Consider the following 19835-nt stretch of genomic DNA (forward strand, 5'->3'; position numbering starts at 1 on the left):
TCTATTCCTGCAATTCGAGGAACGGTTCGGCAAACAGCGTCCAGTCGCCATTATTGGTTTTGTCGCGGCCCTGCGTGGTCGCCAGAGTCAGGAACCGGTCTTCGGGCCCGATGTCCACGACAACCTGCCGAGCCGGTTCGCCGGGCGTCATATCCTGCTGAACAAAGCGGACCTTCCCGTCAACCAGGACATAAAAAGAGGCGGTCGGCTCCTGTGGAAAATGCGGGTACTGCTTCATAATCTCCCAGTAATCGCGGTACGTTTCCGAAAGCCCGCACAGGGCCGTAAACCGCCGGATATTCATCTTTGTATATTCGCGAATCGCCTGAAGATTAAAAGTGACCCCCTGATTGCTGCTCAAATAGATGGCGGGGCTGTCCGGCGTGCCGTATTCTTTGCCGTTCAGCCGCAATTGATGGCGAGGCACCTTCACTGTCAGAGCAATCTGATGCCAGGCCCCGTTGAGCACACCCAGCCAGTAGCGGCCGTTGGTCGGTTCAAATTCAAACGTCAGACCATTGGAGTTAATCTGCGAGCGGCCGTTCGGGATAAAAACACCGTCGATAAAAAGACTGGAGCGAACCGGAACATATTGTTTCGGCCCTTCCGCTGACGTAAACGTCTCCAGCAAATCAATGGTTCCCTGATAATCAATGCCGGCGTTCAATCGTCCGGTCCCGAAGCCGTTGCCGCCGCCGACAATATCCGCCAGATTCACATTCTGCCCCCGCCAGACAAACTGTGTCTGCGGCTGAAGCCGGCGGACAAAGGCCTCTTTCTTCAGAGCAATATCCTGCACGACACCGGCGGCGCTGACCGCCTTGGCAAACCCCTCCCGGACCTCCAGCTGAGTTTTGGAGGTCCTAGCCGTGCCCGAAATCAGCATCGTCCTGCCGGCCATTACGTGAACCTCCATCCTCTCGGGCTCGGTCTTCACCCCGAATTCGGTTCCCAAATCGATAATTTTGGAAAAGGGTGTACTGACCGTAAATCCGATGGCTGTCTTGGGAACGGAGGCAAACAGCCGGCCGTGACGGAGCTGAATCTGGTCATCCGTCAGAAGGGTAAATTCGGCGGGACCTTCCAGCACAACTCGGCTTCCGTTGTCAAACTGAAGGACGGCAATCCCCTCCCGCAGCCATATAGGTTCCATCTGGGTATTCAGCCACATCCCCTCGCGGATGCCCCGTTCCGGCGAACCCCAGCGGGCATTCATGGTCTCCAGAAGCGTGGCGACCTCTTTGCCCCGTCCGGCCGGGGACAAAAACGCATAGGCAATCAAAAACACCAGCGCCGCCGTGGACAGCAGCAAAGCATACAGGGAAAACTTGCTGACGGCCGTCGGCACAGAAGCCGCCGCTTTTCTTTCCGGTTCCGGCAAAACGGGGGCCGGTCTTGCAACCTCCACCGCCTCCGCCTGCTGTTCAAAGGCCGACAGGGCCATCCAGAGCGACGTTTCCAGTACCGGCGAAACCGTTTCCTCAGGCAAATCCACAATCGCAATATCGCCCGGCTGCGTCAGGGCGGAATACTGCATCATATATTCAACATAGTACTCCATTGCCTCCGGGTCTTCCCGAAGCCATTGCGTCAGACGCCGTCTCTGCTCCGGTGTGCTGCCCCCCTCGAGCACCAACAAAATCAGCTCGCTGAGCTGATACTCTGTCGAAATATCTTTTTTCATCGAAATCCCCATTGATGAATCGTCTGGTTGACGCAGCGATGCAGGACCGTATGAATGCGTGCCAAGGCCTTATAAAGCCCCTGAACCGGCCGTTCAATCCGCTCGGCCAGTTCGGTAATCTTCAGACCCTGTTCATAGCGAATCTCAATCAGTTTTTTATCCCGCTTATCCAGTTTCTTCAGACATTCCTGCAGAGCACTGATGCGCACCTTCATCTCATCCATTTTCCGATGATAACAATCCAAAATCTGCGTCAGGAGTGATTCATCAAACAGTTCTTCGTCGCGGTTCTTGGATTTGAAATAATTGAGAATCTTAAAGCGAGCGATTTTAATCCCCCAGGCTCCGAAATTGCTCCCCCGCTCAAACTCGTCGAAACGTTCCCACATCAGGGTCATCGTTTCCTGCATAATATCATCTGCATCGGGACAGTTATGAACCATCGAGAGAATATAGGCATAAATCACCTTTTGGCTGTTCATCAGCAGTTTGAAGAACTCATCACTTCGAGATTGTTCACGTCTTTCGAGGTCCATAAAGTCCCTACGGAATGGTCCATTCCCCACCCATTCCCTAAATTATTTCTCTATTTTAAAAAAATGGAGGGGCTAATTTGAAAAAATCTCGCTGGATGGGCTAACCGGGGTCCGATAAAGGCAAAATGGGTTATAAAAACGGCTTTATTGACCCAAAAAACAGGGTCATTCCGGAAAAGTACTGAGCCGGAATGAAACTTTTTTCGAACGGCTGCTAATGAAAAATCCTGAAAAATTACAAACAGAAAGGATTAGCTGGGTCGCTACAGGCCATCCATTGACGCACAAAAAGAGCCAAATCATCCAAATCTATTAGCCCGTCTAAAGTCAAATCGGCTGGACGGGTCGGTTTTGGAATCACCTGATAGGGTTGCCCCTGTGCCAGGAAAAGAATTTGCGCCTCAGTGAGAGCAATATCATAAATCCGCACATCATCGATATTGCCTATCCAGTTCCGCGTAGATGTGAAATTGACGCGGCTCCCAATATAAACCGGGTCGCTGGAGGTATTCACCGGCCCTGCCGAGGATTCGGCTTCCAGCCGGCCGTCAATATATAACTGAATCCGGCTTCCGGTATAAACACCCGCTATATGGTGCCATTGCCCATCCAGAACGGCTGTGGTCCCATTGGCCTGATACTCTCCGCCGCCCGCTTGATTGAAATGAAATGATACCGAATTGGTTTCATTATTGCGAATCAGCCGCCAGGCATTGACTCCTTTGGTCACCACAGAGGCCCATGGGTCTGTCATCCCGCTGCTTTTGACCCACGCACAGACCGTCGCCCCTGTTGACAAATGAAGTCCTGAACTGTTCTGACAGTTCAGATAACTCCTATCATCTGTGCCGTCAAAATACAGCGATTGCCCTATGTGCCCGCTGTCAAAAATCGGGCTTCCGCCTGAAACAGCATCATAGCCGTTTCCTGTCACATCCTGAAACGTTCCCTCCATCGGCCAATAGGCAATCAGATGTTCTGTCCCCGGGTCCGTCGGAAAAACAGTTTGGCGATAATCCTCCATCCACTGACGGGCCATTTCCTGCAAATCATACAAATCCACCCGGCAGTCGGGCTGTCCCTGCGGACCGTCAAAATCGCACGCATAGCCGCAGTTGACGGAGCGCCAAAAGGCACAATCCGGCGACAGGTTGGTATAGAACTTGACTTCATAAAAACTCGTCCAGGTCGGATAAGGGCCGGTGTTGCCGTATCCGTTGATTCGGATATAGCGGGCCGTCGTATCCGGAACATCAAACTCCTCCAGTTCGCGTGTGGTTCCGCTGCTCTGAGTCGATGAAATCAGCGGAATCCATGTGCTCTGGTCATCCGAGGCCTCCGCGCCGAATGTATAGCGCCGCTGCTCGCCCAGATAAAAGGCAATTGCAATCTTCTCTACGTGCTGCGGCGAGCCGAAATCAAACAGAATCCATGGATAATTATTGCCCGCCCAGCGGGTTGTCAGATTGCCGTCCACGGCATTCTGCGGCGGATTGGCCGTCTCATAATGGCTGGCCGAAACCGCCGCCACCGGCAGCGTATTGTCAATCTCGAACCGCCAGATGCAGGAATCCGCATACTCCTGACCGCCGGAGAGCCCCACCACCCGAATTTCATTCTCCCCGACTTTCAGATGAATCGTTTCCTCCCAGAGGAAAATATGATCACTGCTCGTGCGGGAACCGTACGAGCGGCCGTTGACAAACAGCTCCACAGACTCACAGTTGGAATAGACTTTGACATATTTCGGACAGGTCGTCCGAGGCGTAAACCGCCTGCCGGTGATATGCACCATCGGCTCCGTGGTCCAGTTGGCCTTGTACCAGTAAAAGGCATCCTTTTTCAGGGTGCGGTCGCGGGTCACCATGCCCTTGTCGTTCAGGCCGGGCTGGCCGCCTTCATTGCGGCTGTCCACGGCAAAGTCAAACCCATTCCAAATGGTTTTGCACCACAGAAACGGTCGTTGTTTCATCGCCTTCCAATAGACTTCGTGAAATGTGCACTGATACTCCTCCGGATGCCACGGTCCGCCGGGGGAAGGCCAGGCGGCGTATTCCTCATGCTGATACGGATTGGCGCCGGCCCCGTATTCCATAATCCCGATTTTGTCGTTCGAGCGGCTGGAATGAATGCTGTCCGCCCATACAGCGATATAAGAAGCAGGCGTGCTGCCGTACCAGCCGAAATACCGATTGTAGCCCAGCGTATCCGTGATATACGACCAGGCCGCCGTATCGGATGTGTTATTGTGAGCGACGGAGGTCAGACGCGTCGGGTCTTCGGTCTTGGCCAAATCGTGCAGCTGCTGAATAATGGTTTCAGACCCGCTGGTTGTTAATTCATTATACAGCAGCCAGAAACAAACGGAGGGATGGTTGTAGTTCTGGCGAATCAGTTCCCGCAGCTGGTCTTTGCAGTTTTCAATGAATGCGCTTGTAAAAACCACGCTGTCCACAATCGGAATTTCCGTCGAAAGAATGATCCCGAACTCATCGGCCAGCTCGTAGACCTTTTGGGCGTGCTGGTAGTGACTGAGCCGAATCCAGCTGCATCCCATCTCCGCCATCAGCTGCATATCCTCCAGCCGATCTGCATCGCTGATGGCCCGTCCCTTGTCCGTGCGGTCTTCGTGAATGGCGACACCGTGCAAGTCCAGATACTGCCCGTTCAAAAAGAACCCTTCATCGGGATCCACCCGAAAGAAGCGGAATCCGAGGGGCTGGCGGACGGCATCCGCAATCACTCCGTCCGCTTCAATCTCCGTCAGGACGGAATACAAATACGGATCAGCCCGCCCGTTCCACAGACGGGGCTGGAGGATTGGGGTATTCATCACAGCAGTTTGTGTGCTTTCTGCCGGAATCGTCTGGAGCGTCTGAAGCGTATCGACAAGATTCCCAGCGGCGTCAAAAATCTTCGCCCGCACCGTCACCGTCCGCTCGGCCGCTGCGGCATTCCGCACCAGCACTTTCACCTGCAAATCCGCCGAAGCAGCGCTGACATTGGTCGGGGTCAAATAAACTCCCGGCGAAGCATAATCCAAAAGCGTGATATGCACCGGCTCGGTAATCACCAGCCGCACCGGTCGGCAAATGCCGCCGTACTGGTTGAAATCGCCCGACAGCGGGGCAATCTGCAGCGTGCTCGAATTGTCCGCCCGCACGGCAATCACATTCTCCGCACCGAAAATCACCTGATTGGTAATGTCATAGCAAAAGGCCGCATATGCTCCCAGATGCGTCCCAACCAGCGTGCCGTTGCAATAGACATCGGCCTTTTTGCCAACCGATTCGAAATACAGATACACCCGCCTGCCGGAATAGTCGGCGGGAATTGTCAGGCGTTTGCGGTACCAGGCCGGGCCGCGGTAATAATTGCTGCCGCCGTCCTGGCCGTCGAGGGCATTGTAGGTATGCGGAACCGTCACAACAGACCACGAGGAGTCGTCAAATCCCGGTGCGGCCGCTCCGGCAGCATCCGCCCGATAAAAACGCCACGAGTCATTAAGGGGCACTTCGAGACGGTCCGCCAAACAGAAACCGGAAAGACTAACAGCCGCCGCAGCTGCCCAAAGCCATCTTTTTTTCACCGGCATTTCCCCTTTCTGAGCATTTATTGCACAGGGGGCGAATAAAGCCCCTCCGAAAGCCAGTAATCCATTATCCCGACAATATCGGTTAAATCCACTCTACAGTCCCAATTCAAATCCATCTCTTCCGGATACGGATTCATACAGTGGGCGGTCTGCTGATACAAAGCCAGAATTTCCGCCTCCGTCAGGGCATAATCATAGATTCGGATTTCATCCATCATCCCCTGATAATACGCATCCGCCGACCAGTTGCTGCGTCCGATGTAGTTTTTTGTCCGCAGCAGCCCCCACGGCCAGGTAGTCGTGCCCGTCTGGATGACTTGGCCGTTTTTGTAAATCTTCACAGCGCCGGAGGTGTTCACGGTCGCGGCAAAAAACTGCCAGCGATTCAGCTCGATGGCATTGGCGGCCGTAACCGTTCCATCGGAGGTATCCTTACCGTACACCTTAAACAAGAGGTTATTGCTGGTGCCCGAGCGGGCCAAAATAATATTGTTGGCCGCCTCCCCATTGCCCAAATCGATAAAGCGGGCATAGTTTTTGACGGCAGTCGGCTTGGCCCACAGGGCAACGGTAAACCCATTGTCAAACTCATCAAATCCGGCTGGAAGCTCGATATAGTCATCCACCCCGTCGAACTTCAGAGCCGTTCCGAGATTGCCATTGACGCGTCCGCTGTCAAAAGTAAAGCCGCCCCTGAGAGTCCCGTGCATTCCCTTGCCGCTGGAGTCAAAGGCCGTCGTTCCGCTCACTTCATCCAGCGTCCAGCATCCAATCATCTCTTTGACGGTATCCTGAATGCGCTGCCAGACCCGCACCCAGTCAATTTTCAGCTGGACGAGCGGATTGGTCGGAGCCGGCCATGTCGCCGGGTCTGGATGCTGCCAAACCTGACCGCCCCAGTCTCCGCCCACATAATAATCCAGAATCAGATACATACTGCCGAAATTGTTGGACGGTTCAAAATCATTCAGACTGCGGACATAGGCATCATCAAAATAATAGGCCACATACCATGGGCGCCAGTCCATCGCGTAGGTATGAAAACCCGAGGACAGATCCATACTCTTCCAATGGGTGGCCATATTCGACTGGTTGTCGCCGTAGTGAATATTCGTGATATAGCGATACCGCTGATTGTTATCGCCTTCTACATCATCCAGCGGATATTCCACCACATCAAACTCCGGCGGCCAGCCGTCGGAAAGCATCCAGAAATTCGCCCACGACCCGCGGGCACCGGGCATCTTCATCCGCACCTCCGCATACCCGTATTTGAAACGGAATTTGCTGTAGCCGGTGGAAATCGCCCCGGAGGTAAACGAATGTCCCGCATAGGATTCAGCCTTGGCCGTAATGGTCAGACATCCATCGGCCACGGTGATATTCTCATCGCGGTTGTATGCATCTCCTTTATAATCCCTCGTCCACGGATGCTGACTGAGCCACTTGGAAGTATCCAGAGATGTCCCGTTAAATTCATCATTGAAAACCAACTTCCAACTGTAGCCCGGACCGGGCGGCGGGTCCGCCTGTCCCTGAAGCCGAACCGTTCCGACAATCACCAAAAAAGCAAGAAGCAGATTTCGCATAACATCTCCTTCAATGCTGAACCGCTACGGCCAGTAACTGCTGCGCAGCCAGCCGAGCACAAATGCCGCCAGGTCATTCATATCAATCAAACCGTCGAAAACAAGGTCTGCCGGACGGGGTTCCGGAATCATCCGCAAAGGGCCCAGCCCCGCCAAAAAGCGGATATGCTCTTCGGTTAACGGAATCGTATAAATGCGAACCTCATCAATCCATCCGGTCCAATTCCGGTCAAAAGGACGGTCTACTCGTCCCCCAATCCAGACCGGGTCCGCTGTTCCATTCACCGGATTCGGGGTTGGACAGGATGCATCCAGCACCCCGTCCACATACAAAGCGATTCGGCTACCGTCATAGACCGCCGCCAGATGATGCCATTGATTATCGAGGATAGGAATTGTCCCGTTGGCCTGATATTCCCCGCCTCCGGCGATATTGAAATGAAAAGACATCGCACTGCTGACATTGTTTCGAATCAGCCGCCAGGAACTGATTCCCTTGCTGACCACGGAAGCCCAGGGAAAACTCAATCCGCCGCTTTTGACCCAGGCCGTGATGCTGCCTCCTTGCTGAAGCGAAATGGAACCGCTGTTCTGACAGGCCAGATAGGAAGCTCCATTTAAGTAAACCGACTGTCCGCTTTTGCCGGCATCAAAGACCGGCGTGCCCCCCGCCACGGCGTCATAGCCGTTCTCCGTTACATCCTGAAACGTTCCCTCCATCGGCCAGTAGGCCAGCAGATTGGCCGTACCGGGGTTGGACGGCGTGATGGTAACGGCATAATCCTCCATCCAGTCAGCCGCCAGCAGGGCCAAATCCTCCAAATCCACTTCGCAGTTGCCGGTGAAATCCTCGGCGGCACCAATGCATTGGAGCGGCATCAGACGGACATTGTCGAACCGGACAGTCCCCTGTCCGCCGGCAGAGGAACCAGACGGATTGCCGATGCCGACAGCCAGTTTCACAATCTGCGTGCGGTCAATCCCTTCAAAGCCGGATAACGGAAAGCCAAGCTCCATCCACATTGCCGTCCGGACAGCATTTGGATCCGCCGAAAGGGTCTGGACAGCCGAACGCCCTTGTGCATCCTCAAGCCGAACATAAACCAAGTCCGAGGCATTGTCGCCCCTTCCGCGCACCAGAATCGATAGATACTCCGAACCGTTCAGGGTAAAGTCTTTTGGGGCGGCGAAGACTCTCTGAATCTCTGAACGATACGGCGCCCGGTCGTTGCGGTAGGTCAGCTGCAGAAATTTATCCCCGAAATTGCCCAATGCAATTTCGGAAGCCGTGCCGTTGGCCGAGCCGTCCTGCCAGACGGTCTTGAGCTGAGCATCTGTTTGATAGGTCTCAAACAAATCAATCGTCGTCGGGTCTTTCTGAAGAACATACTTTTGAATCTCGCTGCCGGCCAAAAGATACACCCCAACCCCGAACACATCCGTCGTCGTCGCAGAGGTGGCGGCAGGACCGGCACCAACCGGCTGCACCCAGCCCAAAAGCCCGCTGGGCTGCACCGCCGACTTCAGCGCTTCCCAGCCCGCCTGAACGGCAGGCCAATAGGTCTGCTCATCCAGAAAACCGTTGTTAATCCCCCAGGCGATTCCATAGGTGAAGAAGCCCGTTCCGCTGCTTTCCGGATTGTTATACCGTTCCGGGCTGAGCAGGTCTGAATGCCAGAAGCCGTCCGGCTGCTGAAGCGTAATCAGTTTGGCCGCCATCTCCTGAAGCAGCGCAATATACCGGGGGCGATAAGGATCATCGGGGGGCAGATACTGAAGCACGCGAGCCGTGCCGGCCAATACCCAGCCGTTGCCGCGGGACCAAAAGACCTTTTTATCATTGTAGCGGTCGTCAAAATAAGTAATGTCGCGGAAAAACAGATGCTCCTCGGCATCATACAGACAAGACTGCGTTTCCCCCCACATCATATGCATCAAATCTGCATAAGAGGGGTTGTTCAGAATCCGCCCCAGACGCACAAAGGCCGGCGGAGCCATAAACAGGGCATCGCACCACCACCAGACATTGCTGCCGGAGGCGACATTGCAGTAAAAATGTCGCGGGTCGCTGACCATAATATCTGCAACAGACTTAAAATGCGCATACCGGAGCGGGTCCGGTTCATCCAGCAGATATAACTCCAGATAGGTCTGGGCACAGGCGTGATTATCCGCATGGCGGGAATCCGAGGCCATCCGCCAGTTGTACTGCTGGGCCCACTGACGGCTTTTGTCCAGATACTTTTCATCTTTCGTGGCCTCATAACAGGCCATCATTCCGGCGAACAAAGCCCCGCGTTCCCAGCTGACGGAACTGTTCCAGGTGCTTTGGGTCAGCTGCCAGTCGGCGACTTTCTTCATCCACTCTATATAGGGGTTGGACAATTGGGAGGCGGGCCGAATTTGGGGACCTTCGGCGTAAACAGCGGTAAAAAGAAAAACAGCAGGAAACACTCTGTGTGCAATTCTCACGAAGCTCATCAGTTCAAATCACCCCCGCAAGAGAATAAACAATTAAGAAAGAACCGGAGTCCTTCTGATAAAAACGGACTCCGGTTCACTGTTTACAAAATCCCTTTCACAACTGACGGTTAGGGATACAGCCCCTCGGCCAGCCAGTTGCGGGCAAAAGCGGCAAAGTCCGCCAAATCAACCCGACAGTACGATGTGCCGGTGTTGTCGAAGTTATAAGCACTGCCCTCAAACGATGTATTGATACAGGGCTTGATGCCGGTCGTGTTATAATACTCGGCTGCAATCGAATCGGCATCGACCACATAGTTGTACACCCGCAGATTGTCCACTGCACCGGCCAGGAAGTTCAGCAGGTTGTCGCGGTTGGACGAATCCCGGCTGGCCCCCAGCAAGACGCCTCGCTGCCAGGGCAGGAAACGAGCGGATGTGCCGGCTGCTGCAGAAGCCACCTGCTGGCCGTCCACATAAATCCGCAGCGTGCCGCCCTGCGACCAGGTAGCGCCGACCAAATGCCACTGCCCGTTGTACATCCCGAATTCCGGACGGTTCGGACGCCCTTCGGCTGTCGCAATTTCCTGATATTCACCCGCCGGACCTTCACCGCGGACATTCAGCCGGGCATTCTGAGCCGCATTCAGAGAGAAACCGAGACCAGTTGTGGCTCCATCATTGTAGTTCAGCCAGATTGTTCCGGCCGCCGTCGGCTTGACCCAGCAGAGGATGGAGCCCTCATCCAGGCCGCCGCCCAGACCATTTGTCAGGGGGCCGGCTTTCGGATAGGCGTTGGCCCCGAAATCCACATACTGACCGGCACCGTCCAGCAGAACATAGTAGCCGTCAATTCCGTCGACATTGCTGAACGTCGGCAGCAGACTGGGATTATTAAAGTTCATCCCGACACCGTGATTGCTTTCCACAGCATCATTGAAGTTGTTCTCGAACTGATACTGAGCTACCATCCGCCCGACCTTCAGCCAGACAACACTGCTGTACACATCCGGATTGGTACCGCCGCCGGAGGCCGTCGCATTGTTCCAAATCCGCACGTAGTAGTAGCCCTGATCCGCTACAGAAGCATTGGCAATGGTCAAATTCGGCGAATCGGTTCCAACCATTGTATCTCCGCCAATCTGGTCATCCGCGGAATAATACCACTGGTAATGTTCCGGTGTCGTGGAAACGACGCTCACTGTAAAGGCCGGGGAGGCTGTCGCACCGAGCATAACCGTCTTATTGGTTGGCTGGGTCAGAATCACCGGAACGCTCGGAACCGTCTCAAAACTCCAGGTATATCCAATCAGATTATTGGGGTCCCCGGGAGCATACACGCCGCCCTGGCCGTTGTCCAATCCCTCCTCAATCATCCAAAAATACTTCCCGCCGGAGTTGAGCTTCGGGCTTGGGGTATATTGCGCATCCGTAACAGAGGGGCTGGTTTGGTCCACACTGCCGACATAATAGAGATTGGGGTCATTCGGATAAACCGTCTGGTCTTTCGAGATATACACGTAATGCTTCTTGACGGCCGGATTGACCGGATAGGTGCCGGTCAAGTCCACACCGGCCTTCCACGTGAGCACCAAATCCACCTGCCCGACACCGCTGGGCACCCCAACCAGTGTTGCTCCATTGGCCGGAGTCGGGAAATGAGCCCGCTGTTTGGCAACCGGCGGCACAACAAGTGACTCGCCCGGCATAATTGCAATATCATCCACAAAAACCTTCAGCGCCGCATTATTGCTTTGGGCTCTCCAGTAAAGCCTGTCGAGAGCCTCTGTAGTAGCCACACGGAAAGCAAAGGTTGTTTGGGTCCCGACTGACAGAATATCAGCGGCCGTCGCATCTGCGATATCTTCTTTCAAATAAACCTTAACCGTATCCGTGGCATTGTTGATGACCATCCACACACAATACCACTTATTGGCGCTGATCGACTTCAAGTCTCTCCAGGTACTGCCGTCACGCACCCCCAAGATGCCGTTCGTCCATCGAATTTGAGGACGGAAATATCCCCAATCCGAGCCGCCGACCGGCGGCACATCCACATTGGTCATTCCAAAGGATTCATCTGTAGTTCCATTCGTCCGAAACCGTAGGAAAAGCGTCTTGGTTTCCCCCTCAGGAATCGAGGCCTCGGATGAAAGGATACAATAAGCGGCCGATTGTTGGGTAGGAGCCTGAGAAAGACTCATCACCTTATTGTCGGCATTCTCCGGGTCCAGTTCGATAATGGCATCGTTATCGGTTGTATTCGCTTTCCAGTTCGTTGTGACATTATCAACAGGGCCAAATTGATAACTTTCGAAATCATCAATCGTGACAGCCGAGCCGAGACCGGCTGCAATAAAAAATGATAAAACCAGCAGAATTCTTCTCATTTTATTCTCCTTTCCACTTTTTATAAAACTGATCATCTCCTCGCCTATCCTATTCGGCTTTTCTTGCGTAGAGATTCTCTTCTCTTAAACTCATCCAGATATTTCTATCCGCCGGATTCCCTTTTTTACCTAAAATCACGCTTTTTTTATAAAGTTTCAAAAAACAACGTATAAATCTTACTTAACTCCTTTTGAGTCATAGAATTAGAGAGATTCCATTCATCATCCCCAAAAATAATTGTTGAAAAATGTCCTAATTTGTGTACTTTATATTCTCGATTGTCTTAATCTTTGGAATTTTGAGGAAATATGCAGCTTAGTGTCAAAGATGTTGCAAACTTGCTCAAGGTAAACGAAAAAACCGTTTACAGATGGCTGTCTGAAGGAAAACTCCCTGCCTATAAAATAGGAAACCAATATCGATTCAACCGCGCAGAACTTCTCGAATGGGTAACCTCTCGTCAGATGAATTTTTCGCCAGAATTGTTTCAGGACACAGAAAATCGAGATAAAACAGACATTTCACTCGAATCCGCTCTGCGGAGAGGCGGAATCTATTATCGAATTGATGGACAAACAAAAGAAGACGTTCTTCGGAATGTAATTAACTTGATGAAGTTGCCGGAGTCAGTGGACCGGGAATATCTTCTTCAAATGATTCTTGCCCGCGAAGCAATGGCGTCAACTGCCATAGGCGATGGAATCGCGATACCACATGTCCGAAATCCAATCGTTCTCCATATTGACGAACCGATCGTCTCCCTTTGTTTTCTCGAATCACCTATTGATTTTCATGCGTTGGACGGCAAGCCCGTCTTTTGCCTGTTTACCCTCGTCAGCCCAACCGTCAAATGCCACCTTTCTCTTTTGTCTCGTCTGGCCTATGTCCTTCGAGACCGAGACATTAAGACCGTTTTGGCCAATCAAGCCACCCGAGAACGCATCTATACAGAAATCGTCCGGATTGAATCGGGCCTGATGCAGCACTCTGCTTGTCAAACACAGACAGAAGGAAGAGCCGAATGAGTTTTTTCATTGCCGGTGCAGCCATCATTCTTCTAAGCGGTGTATCCTCCCTTTTCTTTGGCCGCAAAGGCAATTGGGCACCGCGTGCAGGCGGTATAGGAGCCGTAATCGGCTCCGCCCTTGCATGCATTACCCCGCTGCAAGTCCTTTTGGGGAGCGATGTTCTGTCTCTGCGGACAGAATGGTCAATTCCTTTTGGGGCCTTCTATATTCAAATTGACTCACTCTCTGCCTTCTTTCTGCTGCCGATTCTGGTGCTGTGTGCTTTGGCCGCTGTGTACGGAATGGAGTATTTGAGGGCTTATCAATCCCAGCGGAATCTCGGGCCAGTCTGGTTTTTTTACAACCTTCTTCTTGTCTCTATGCTCCTGGTGGTTTCGGCCCGAAACAGTCTGCTTTTCCTGATTGCCTGGGAACTCATGACGCTGGCCTCCTTCTTTCTGGTTACCTTTGAACACAACAGACCCGCGGTTCGTCAGGCAGGCTTTCTTTATCTGCTTGCAGCCCATATCGGAACGGCTTTTCTGATTGTCTTTTTTGTTTTACTGGGCAGCCGTACCGGTTCTACCGACTTTGCGGCTGTCCCCAAAATCCCCTCGGCGGCGGCCGATATTCTGTTTGTTCTGGCAGTAATTGGGTTCGGCATCAAGGCCGGCTTTATGCCGCTCCATATCTGGCTGCCCCATGCTCATCCGGCCGCTCCAAGCCACGTCTCGGCCGTTATGAGCGGTGTAATGATTAAAACAGGCATTTACGGGCTGGTTCGAACCATCTGTCTGCTTGGCATTCCGCCCGCCTGGTGGGGCTGGACGCTAATTATCCTCGGAGCGGTTTCCGGCCTTTTGGGAGCCCTCTTTGCAGCAACTCAGCAGGATATCAAACGGCTGCTGGCCTATTGCAGCGTAGAAAACATCGGCATCATCGCTCTTGGGCTTGGAACAGGTCTCCTGGGCATCCATCAGAACAATGCAGCCCTGGCTGTGCTCGGGATAGCCGGAGGGCTGCTTCATGTGCTGAACCATGCGTTTTTCAAAGGACTTCTCTTTCTCAGTGCCGGCTCTGTCCTTCACAGTACCGGAACCGGACAGATAGACCGGCTCGGCGGTCTGATGAAACAGATGCCCTGGACGGCTGCTGCCTTTCTAATTGGGGCGATCGCGGTTCCGGGCATCCCGCCCCTGAACGGATTTTTCAGTGAATTCCTCATCTATCTGGGCCTCTTCAAAAAAGGAATGAACAGCGGACTGGAAACCGTCATTGCCGTGCTGCTGACTGTCGGAGGACTGGCCCTGATTGGGGGTCTGGCTCTGGCCGCTTTTACCAAAGCCTTCGGCATCATTTTCTTAGGAAACCCGCGAAGTGTCTCTGCGCAGTACGCACATGAAGCCGGTCCTCTGATGAAAACCTCATTTCTTATTCTGGCTATGCTTTGTCTGCTGCTGGGACTTTTTTCTCCCCGTTTGATTTACGTTCTGCGACCGGTGCTCCTTTCTATCACAGGCCTGGCCGGCGAAACAATTCAAATCGAACTGGTTCAGGCCTCCTCCATCTTATCCCAAATTGTAAAAATCGCCGTTCTTTTCGGTCTTTTGGCAGGGGGTCTGTTTCTGGTGCGAATCCGTCTGCTGCGCGGGCGGCAGGTGGAGAGTGCCGTTACCTGGGACTGCGGCTATGCTCAGCCGGATTCAAGGATGCAGTACACCGGAACCTCTTTTACCCAATTTCTGGCTGACTTATTCGGCCGGCTGCTGCCGACCCGCAAAAATGTCACCCCTCCAACAGGACTCTTTCCGAACAGCGGACAATACAGCGAAGAAACAGATGACATCTGTGAAAAGCACCTTTTCCGACCGGCAGCCAGACAGATTGTACGCCTGTCGGCCAAACTCCAGTGGCTCCAGCACGGTCGGCTTCAGGTTTACATCCTGTATATTGCGTTAGCCCTTTGGATTCTTCTGATATGGAAACTGATGTAGCATGCTGATTCTGGGAAAACTCATCAACCTGCTGCTGTGTTTGGCCGCCGCCCCCTTCTTGGGGGGAATCATCAACCGGACCAAAGCCTTTTTTGCCGGCCGAAAGGGGCCTTCCGTTTTTCAGCCGTATTACGATTTGTTCAAGTTGTTCCAAAAAGGGGCCGTGTACAGTCAAACCGCCGGCTGGGTTTTTCGAGCCGGTCCCGTCGTCGGTCTGGCCTCTGCGGCGGCCGCCGCTTTACTGATGCCTCTGGGTGGGCTGCCTGCTGTGCTGGCTTTTGAAGGAGATTTAATTGTCTTTGTCTATCTGTTCGCTCTCCTGCGGTTCTTTCTGGTGATCAGCGCCCTGGATACCGGGTCCAGTTTCGAGGGAATGGGTGCTGCCCGGGAAGTTACCTTTTCCGCCCTGGCCGAACCGGCCTTTCTGCTGGGTCTGGCAGCCGTTGCAAAATACACAGGACATACCTCTCTTTCACAAATTTTTTCTTCCCTCGACCTGGCTGACTGGCCTGCCGCAGGCCCTACCCTCGTTCTGGTCGGCATCTCTATAGGCATTGTCTTTCTGTCAGAAAACTGCCGAATCCCGGTCGATGACCCCAACACGCATCTGGAGCTGACGATGATACACGAAGTGATGGTGCTCGACCACGGCGGACCGGACTTAGGAATGATTCTGTACACCGCCGCCCTGAAGCTGTGGCTTCTGGGGGCTGTTCTGGCGGGCATTCTGGTTCCGGTCCACACCGGAAATGTGTGGCTGGATACAACGGCCGCCCTGCTGTTTCTGGCTCTGCTGGCTGTTCTGGTCGGCGTTGTGGAATCCTCTATGGCTCGTCTTCGTCTGCTCCACGTTCCCTCGCTTTTAATCGGCGCCGCCGCTCTTTCCATCGTCACCCTGATGCTCGTTTGCGGAGGTTTGCTATGAACTCGGCCGTTGACCTGATTCTGATTTTCCTGATTCTTTCGAATCTTGCTCTGCTCGGATTAAGCCGTATGGGCACCTGTATCCGCGTAGCCGCCCTTCAGGGAGTTGCACTCGGACTGCTTCCGCTCTTTCTGGTCGAATCAGGGCCGGCGGCGCATCAGCTGTTCTTCTCTGCTCTTCTGATTGGCCTGAAAGGAATTGTTTTTCCCTGGCTTCTGACGGTTGTCCTTCGGGAAATTCAGGTTCAGCGGGAGATTGAGCCGTTTATCGGATACGGCAGTTCCCTTGCGTTAGGCACAGTCTTTTTAATTGTTTCGCTGTGGCTGGGCAGCCGCCTTCCGCTGCCGGTCTCGATGCAGTCCGGTCTGATTGTTCCTTCGGCCTTTTTTACCATTATGTCCGGATTCTTTCTGATTATTGCCCGCAAAAAGGCCCTCACGCAGGTGCTGGGCTATCTGGTTCTGGAAAACGGCATTTACGCCTTCGGCGCAGCCCTGTCGGAAAATCAGCCGGTTCTGATAGAATTGGGAATCCTGCTGGACTTGTTTGCAGCGGCCTTTGTGATGGGCATTGCCGTCTTTCATATCAACCGGGAGTTTGAACACATTGACACGGATAAATTATCCGGCCTGAGGACCTGAACATATGATTTATGCGATGATTTTCATCCCTGCTGCGGCGGCGGTTTTGTCGCTGATGATTCAAAATGACAGGCTCCGACGCGGCCTTCTCGTCGGGGCGGCGGCCGTCCATACGCTGCTGGTGCTGGCGGCCTGGCACACGGGAGCTGCACCTCAGTGCAGCGGATGGCTTGTATTGGATCAGCCCGCTCTTTTATTCCTGACCATTACGAGCATTCTGTTTTCCGCCTGTTCGGTCTATGCCGCCGGCTATCTGGCCGGGGAATCCGGCCAAACCATCCAGGATTTTGAAGAGGGTTTGTTCTTCCGTAACGCTCCGGAAGCCGTCTTTTCCGCCTGCCTCCTGGCATTTTTAGCCACAATGACTCTAACGGCACTCAGCCAGCATCTGGCTCTGCTGTGGGTGGCCATGGAAGCCACCACGCTGGCCAGCGCCCCGCTGATTTATTTTCATCGACACCACCGGTCCCTGGAAGCCGCCTGGAAATACCTTTTGATCTGCTCTGTCGGCATCGCCCTGGCTCTTCTGGGTACATTCTTTATCGGCATTGCCGTTTCTCACTCCTCCGTGGAAGACAAATCTCTGGTCCTGAGCAATCTGATTCATCAGGGAAGCCGGCTGAACCTGACCTGGCTGAAAGCTGCGATGCTGCTGACGCTGGTGGGATATGGGACGAAAATGGGGCTGGCCCCTCTGCATACCTGGCTGCCGGACGCTCACAGCGAATCGCCTTCGGTAATTTCCGCCCTGCTTTCCGGAGCTCTGCTCAATTGTGCCTTTTTGGGGATATTGCGGCTTGTTCAGGTCTGCCGGGCAGCAGGATTAGAAGATTTTTATCAGCCGCTTCTGATTTTATTCGGCCTGCTTTCGATGGGATGGGCCGCCGTGTTTATCCTCGGACAGAGGGATTTCAAACGAATGCTGGCCTATTCGAGTGTCGAACATGTGGGGATTCTGGCATTGGGCATCGGAATCGGAGCCGGAGCCGTTTTTGGTTCGATGTTTCACGCCGTCAACCATTCGCTCACCAAAGCCATGCTGTTTTTGGCCGCCGGAAATATCCTCGGCGCCTTTAAAACCAAAACCATTTCGCAGGTCAGCGGGGTTCTGGAGCGGCTGCCTTTGACGGGAATCCTCTGGCTTGCCGGCTTTCTGGCGATCACCGGGATGCCTCCGTTTGGACTTTTCCTGAGCGAGTTTGCTATCATAAAAGCCATGATTGAACAGGGCCGGTTCGGCATCGCCGCGGCCTTTCTGGGAGTTCTGACCCTGATTTTTGCCGGCATGGCTTCGGCATTTTTGAAAATGGCTCAGGGGCCGGTTCCCCGTGAAACGACGGAAACGTCTCATCCCGAGTCTTTTACGCATGTGCTGCCGCCGCTGGCTTTAGGGACTTTGACACTGCTGCTCGGACTGTACGTGCCCCCTGCGGTAAACCGCCTGCTTCACGAGGCAGCTGCTGCTTTCGGAGAATTGTGATATGGCTGCCTTGTCTCGTTTGTGGTTTTACAATAATCAGCCGCTGGAAGCCGCACAGATACCGGTGGTTTCTCTGGAAGAATTCACCAACGCGGTGCGAAACGCCGCGGCGGTCGGAATGCGGATTGCCTCGTTCTTCGCCGCCCTATCTGGTCCTCATTTGGTGTGCTTGTATGCCGTGATTGCCGATGAGAATACCGGACGGCTGACGGTTCTGTCCGCTGCGGCTCAAGACAAATATCCATCGCTGACGCCGGACTGCCCGCAGGTGCACCTGTTCGAACGGGAAATTGCTGAACAATGGGGCATCCTTCCCCAAGGGCACCCCTGGCTCAAGCCCGTCCGGTTTCATCCCTGCTATCGAAGCGGAAAGGAGATCTGGAAACAGCAAAACAACCCAAGCATCCTGCCTTCCGTTATGAACTTTTATCGGCTCGAGGGGGAACAGATTCACGAAGTGGCCGTCGGTCCGGTTCATGCCGGAATTATTGAGCCGGGGCATTTTCGGTTTCAATGTTTGGGAGAGCATGTTTCCCATCTTGAGATTTCCCTGGGCTATCAGCACCGCGGCATTGAACGCCGTCTCATCGGCGTCCCGACCCCCCGCACCTATGCCTTGATTCAGACGGCTGCCGGAGATACCACCATCGGCCATACCACCGCGTACTGTCAGCTGCTTGAATCGATGGCGGATATCCAGGCGCCTCCGCGTGCTCAGGCCATTCGCGGCATTGCCCTTGAACTGGAACGGCTGGCCAATCACACCGGCGATCTCGGGGCGCTGGCCAATGATGTCGGATATCTGCCGACCGCCTCGTTCTGCGGACGCATCCGCGGCGATTTTCTGAATCTGACCGCCCTGCTGTGCGGCAATCGATTCGGGCGAAATCTTCTCTGCCCGGGCGGCGTGCGGTTTGATTTAACCGCCGAGAAAACGGACCAGATGCGCCGCCGCCTTCGGCAACTGAAAAAAGACGTCACGGTCGCCGTGGAACTGCTGTGGAACACCCCATCGGTACTGGCCCGATTTGAAGAAACAGGCAAGATTGATGAACAAACCTGCCGGCAGCTGGGGCTGGTCGGCGTGGCAGCACGGGCCTGCGGCATCGAAACGGATGTGCGATTCCGCTTTCCCGCCGGCGTATACCAATTCGCCCAAGTGCCTGTGTCCACCTGGCATACAGGCGATGTATTCGCCCGGGCCTACGTCCGCTGGCTTGAGATTCAGCGGTCGCTGGCCTTTCTGCTGGAACTGCTGGAAAACTGCCCCGGCGGTCCCATTCAAACCGATTGGAACGGCGCCGCTCCCAACCGCTTCTGCGTAAGTCTGACGGAGGGATGGCGGGGAGAGATTTGCCACGCCGCCGCGACAGACGCCCAAGGACGCCTGGCCTTCTACAAAATTATAGACCCGTCTTTCCATAACTGGACGGGGCTGGCGATGGCCCTTCGCGGCCAGCAGATTTCCGATTTCCCGCTGTGCAATAAAAGTTTTAATTTGTCCTACTGCGGACATGACTTGTAAGAGGA

Annotated in this window: 12 protein-coding genes; 6 read left to right on the forward strand and 6 right to left on the reverse strand. The window is 54.0% G+C overall.

Annotated features, from left to right (window positions below; all coding sequences use genetic code 11):
* Window position 1 precedes the first annotated feature (1 nt).
* The 6 genes from PKY88_01000 to PKY88_01025 all read right to left on the reverse strand — a co-directional run bounded on the left by PKY88_01000 (window position 2) and on the right by PKY88_01025 (window position 12257).
* Window positions 2–1684, reverse strand: a complete 1683-nt coding sequence (locus PKY88_01000) for a FecR domain-containing protein (protein ID HOQ03778.1) — start codon at window positions 1682–1684, stop codon at window positions 2–4.
* Complete coding sequence (locus PKY88_01005; protein ID HOQ03779.1) at window positions 1681–2220, reverse strand: sigma-70 family RNA polymerase sigma factor; 540 nt, start codon at window positions 2218–2220, stop codon at window positions 1681–1683. The genes PKY88_01000 and PKY88_01005 overlap by 4 nt, the downstream gene beginning before the upstream one ends.
* A gap of 235 nt (window positions 2221–2455) precedes the next feature.
* Window positions 2456–5809: a glycoside hydrolase family 2 TIM barrel-domain containing protein gene (locus PKY88_01010; protein HOQ03780.1), complete on the reverse strand. Its 3354-nt coding sequence runs from the start codon at window positions 5807–5809 to the stop codon at window positions 2456–2458.
* Between the two features lie 23 nt (window positions 5810–5832).
* Window positions 5833–7404 carry a family 16 glycosylhydrolase gene (locus tag PKY88_01015; GenBank protein HOQ03781.1) on the reverse strand — a complete coding sequence of 524 codons (1572 nt, stop codon included), beginning with the start codon at window positions 7402–7404 and terminating at the stop codon, window positions 5833–5835.
* A 24-nt stretch (window positions 7405–7428) separates the two neighbouring features.
* Window positions 7429–9885, reverse strand: a complete 2457-nt coding sequence (locus PKY88_01020) for a glycoside hydrolase family 88 protein (protein HOQ03782.1) — start codon at window positions 9883–9885, stop codon at window positions 7429–7431.
* A 110-nt stretch (window positions 9886–9995) separates the two neighbouring features.
* Window positions 9996–12257, reverse strand: coding sequence for a hypothetical protein (locus PKY88_01025; protein ID HOQ03783.1), 2262 nt, complete (start codon window positions 12255–12257; stop codon window positions 9996–9998).
* A 309-nt stretch (window positions 12258–12566) separates the two neighbouring features.
* On the opposite strand from PKY88_01025, the gene PKY88_01030 reads away from it, so the two are divergent.
* Genes PKY88_01030 through PKY88_01055 form a run of 6 tightly spaced genes read left to right on the forward strand, consistent with a single transcriptional unit; the run spans window position 12567 to window position 19830 of the window.
* Entirely contained in the window at window positions 12567–13283 is a 717-nt protein-coding gene (locus PKY88_01030; GenBank protein HOQ03784.1) for a PTS sugar transporter subunit IIA, read from the forward strand.
* Complete coding sequence (locus PKY88_01035) at window positions 13280–15259, forward strand: proton-conducting transporter membrane subunit (protein ID HOQ03785.1); 1980 nt, start codon at window positions 13280–13282, stop codon at window positions 15257–15259. Before PKY88_01030 ends, PKY88_01035 begins: the two co-directional genes overlap by 4 nt.
* 1 nt (window position 15260) lies before the next feature.
* Window positions 15261–16184: an NADH-quinone oxidoreductase subunit H gene (locus tag PKY88_01040; protein ID HOQ03786.1), complete on the forward strand. Its 924-nt coding sequence runs from the start codon at window positions 15261–15263 to the stop codon at window positions 16182–16184.
* Window positions 16181–16825 (forward strand): hypothetical protein, encoded by a 645-nt coding sequence (locus tag PKY88_01045; protein HOQ03787.1) that lies wholly within the window; start codon window positions 16181–16183, stop codon window positions 16823–16825. Before PKY88_01040 ends, PKY88_01045 begins: the two co-directional genes overlap by 4 nt.
* 4 nt (window positions 16826–16829) lie before the next feature.
* Window positions 16830–18305: a proton-conducting transporter membrane subunit gene (locus PKY88_01050; protein HOQ03788.1), complete on the forward strand. Its 1476-nt coding sequence runs from the start codon at window positions 16830–16832 to the stop codon at window positions 18303–18305.
* A 1-nt stretch (window position 18306) separates the two neighbouring features.
* Window positions 18307–19830 (forward strand): NADH-quinone oxidoreductase subunit C, encoded by a 1524-nt coding sequence (locus PKY88_01055; GenBank protein ID HOQ03789.1) that lies wholly within the window; start codon window positions 18307–18309, stop codon window positions 19828–19830.
* The last annotated feature ends 5 nt before the right edge of the window (window positions 19831–19835 follow it).

The sequence above is a fragment of the Anaerohalosphaeraceae bacterium genome, assembly GCA_035378985.1.
GTDB lineage: Bacteria > Planctomycetota > Phycisphaerae > Sedimentisphaerales > Anaerohalosphaeraceae > JAHDQI01.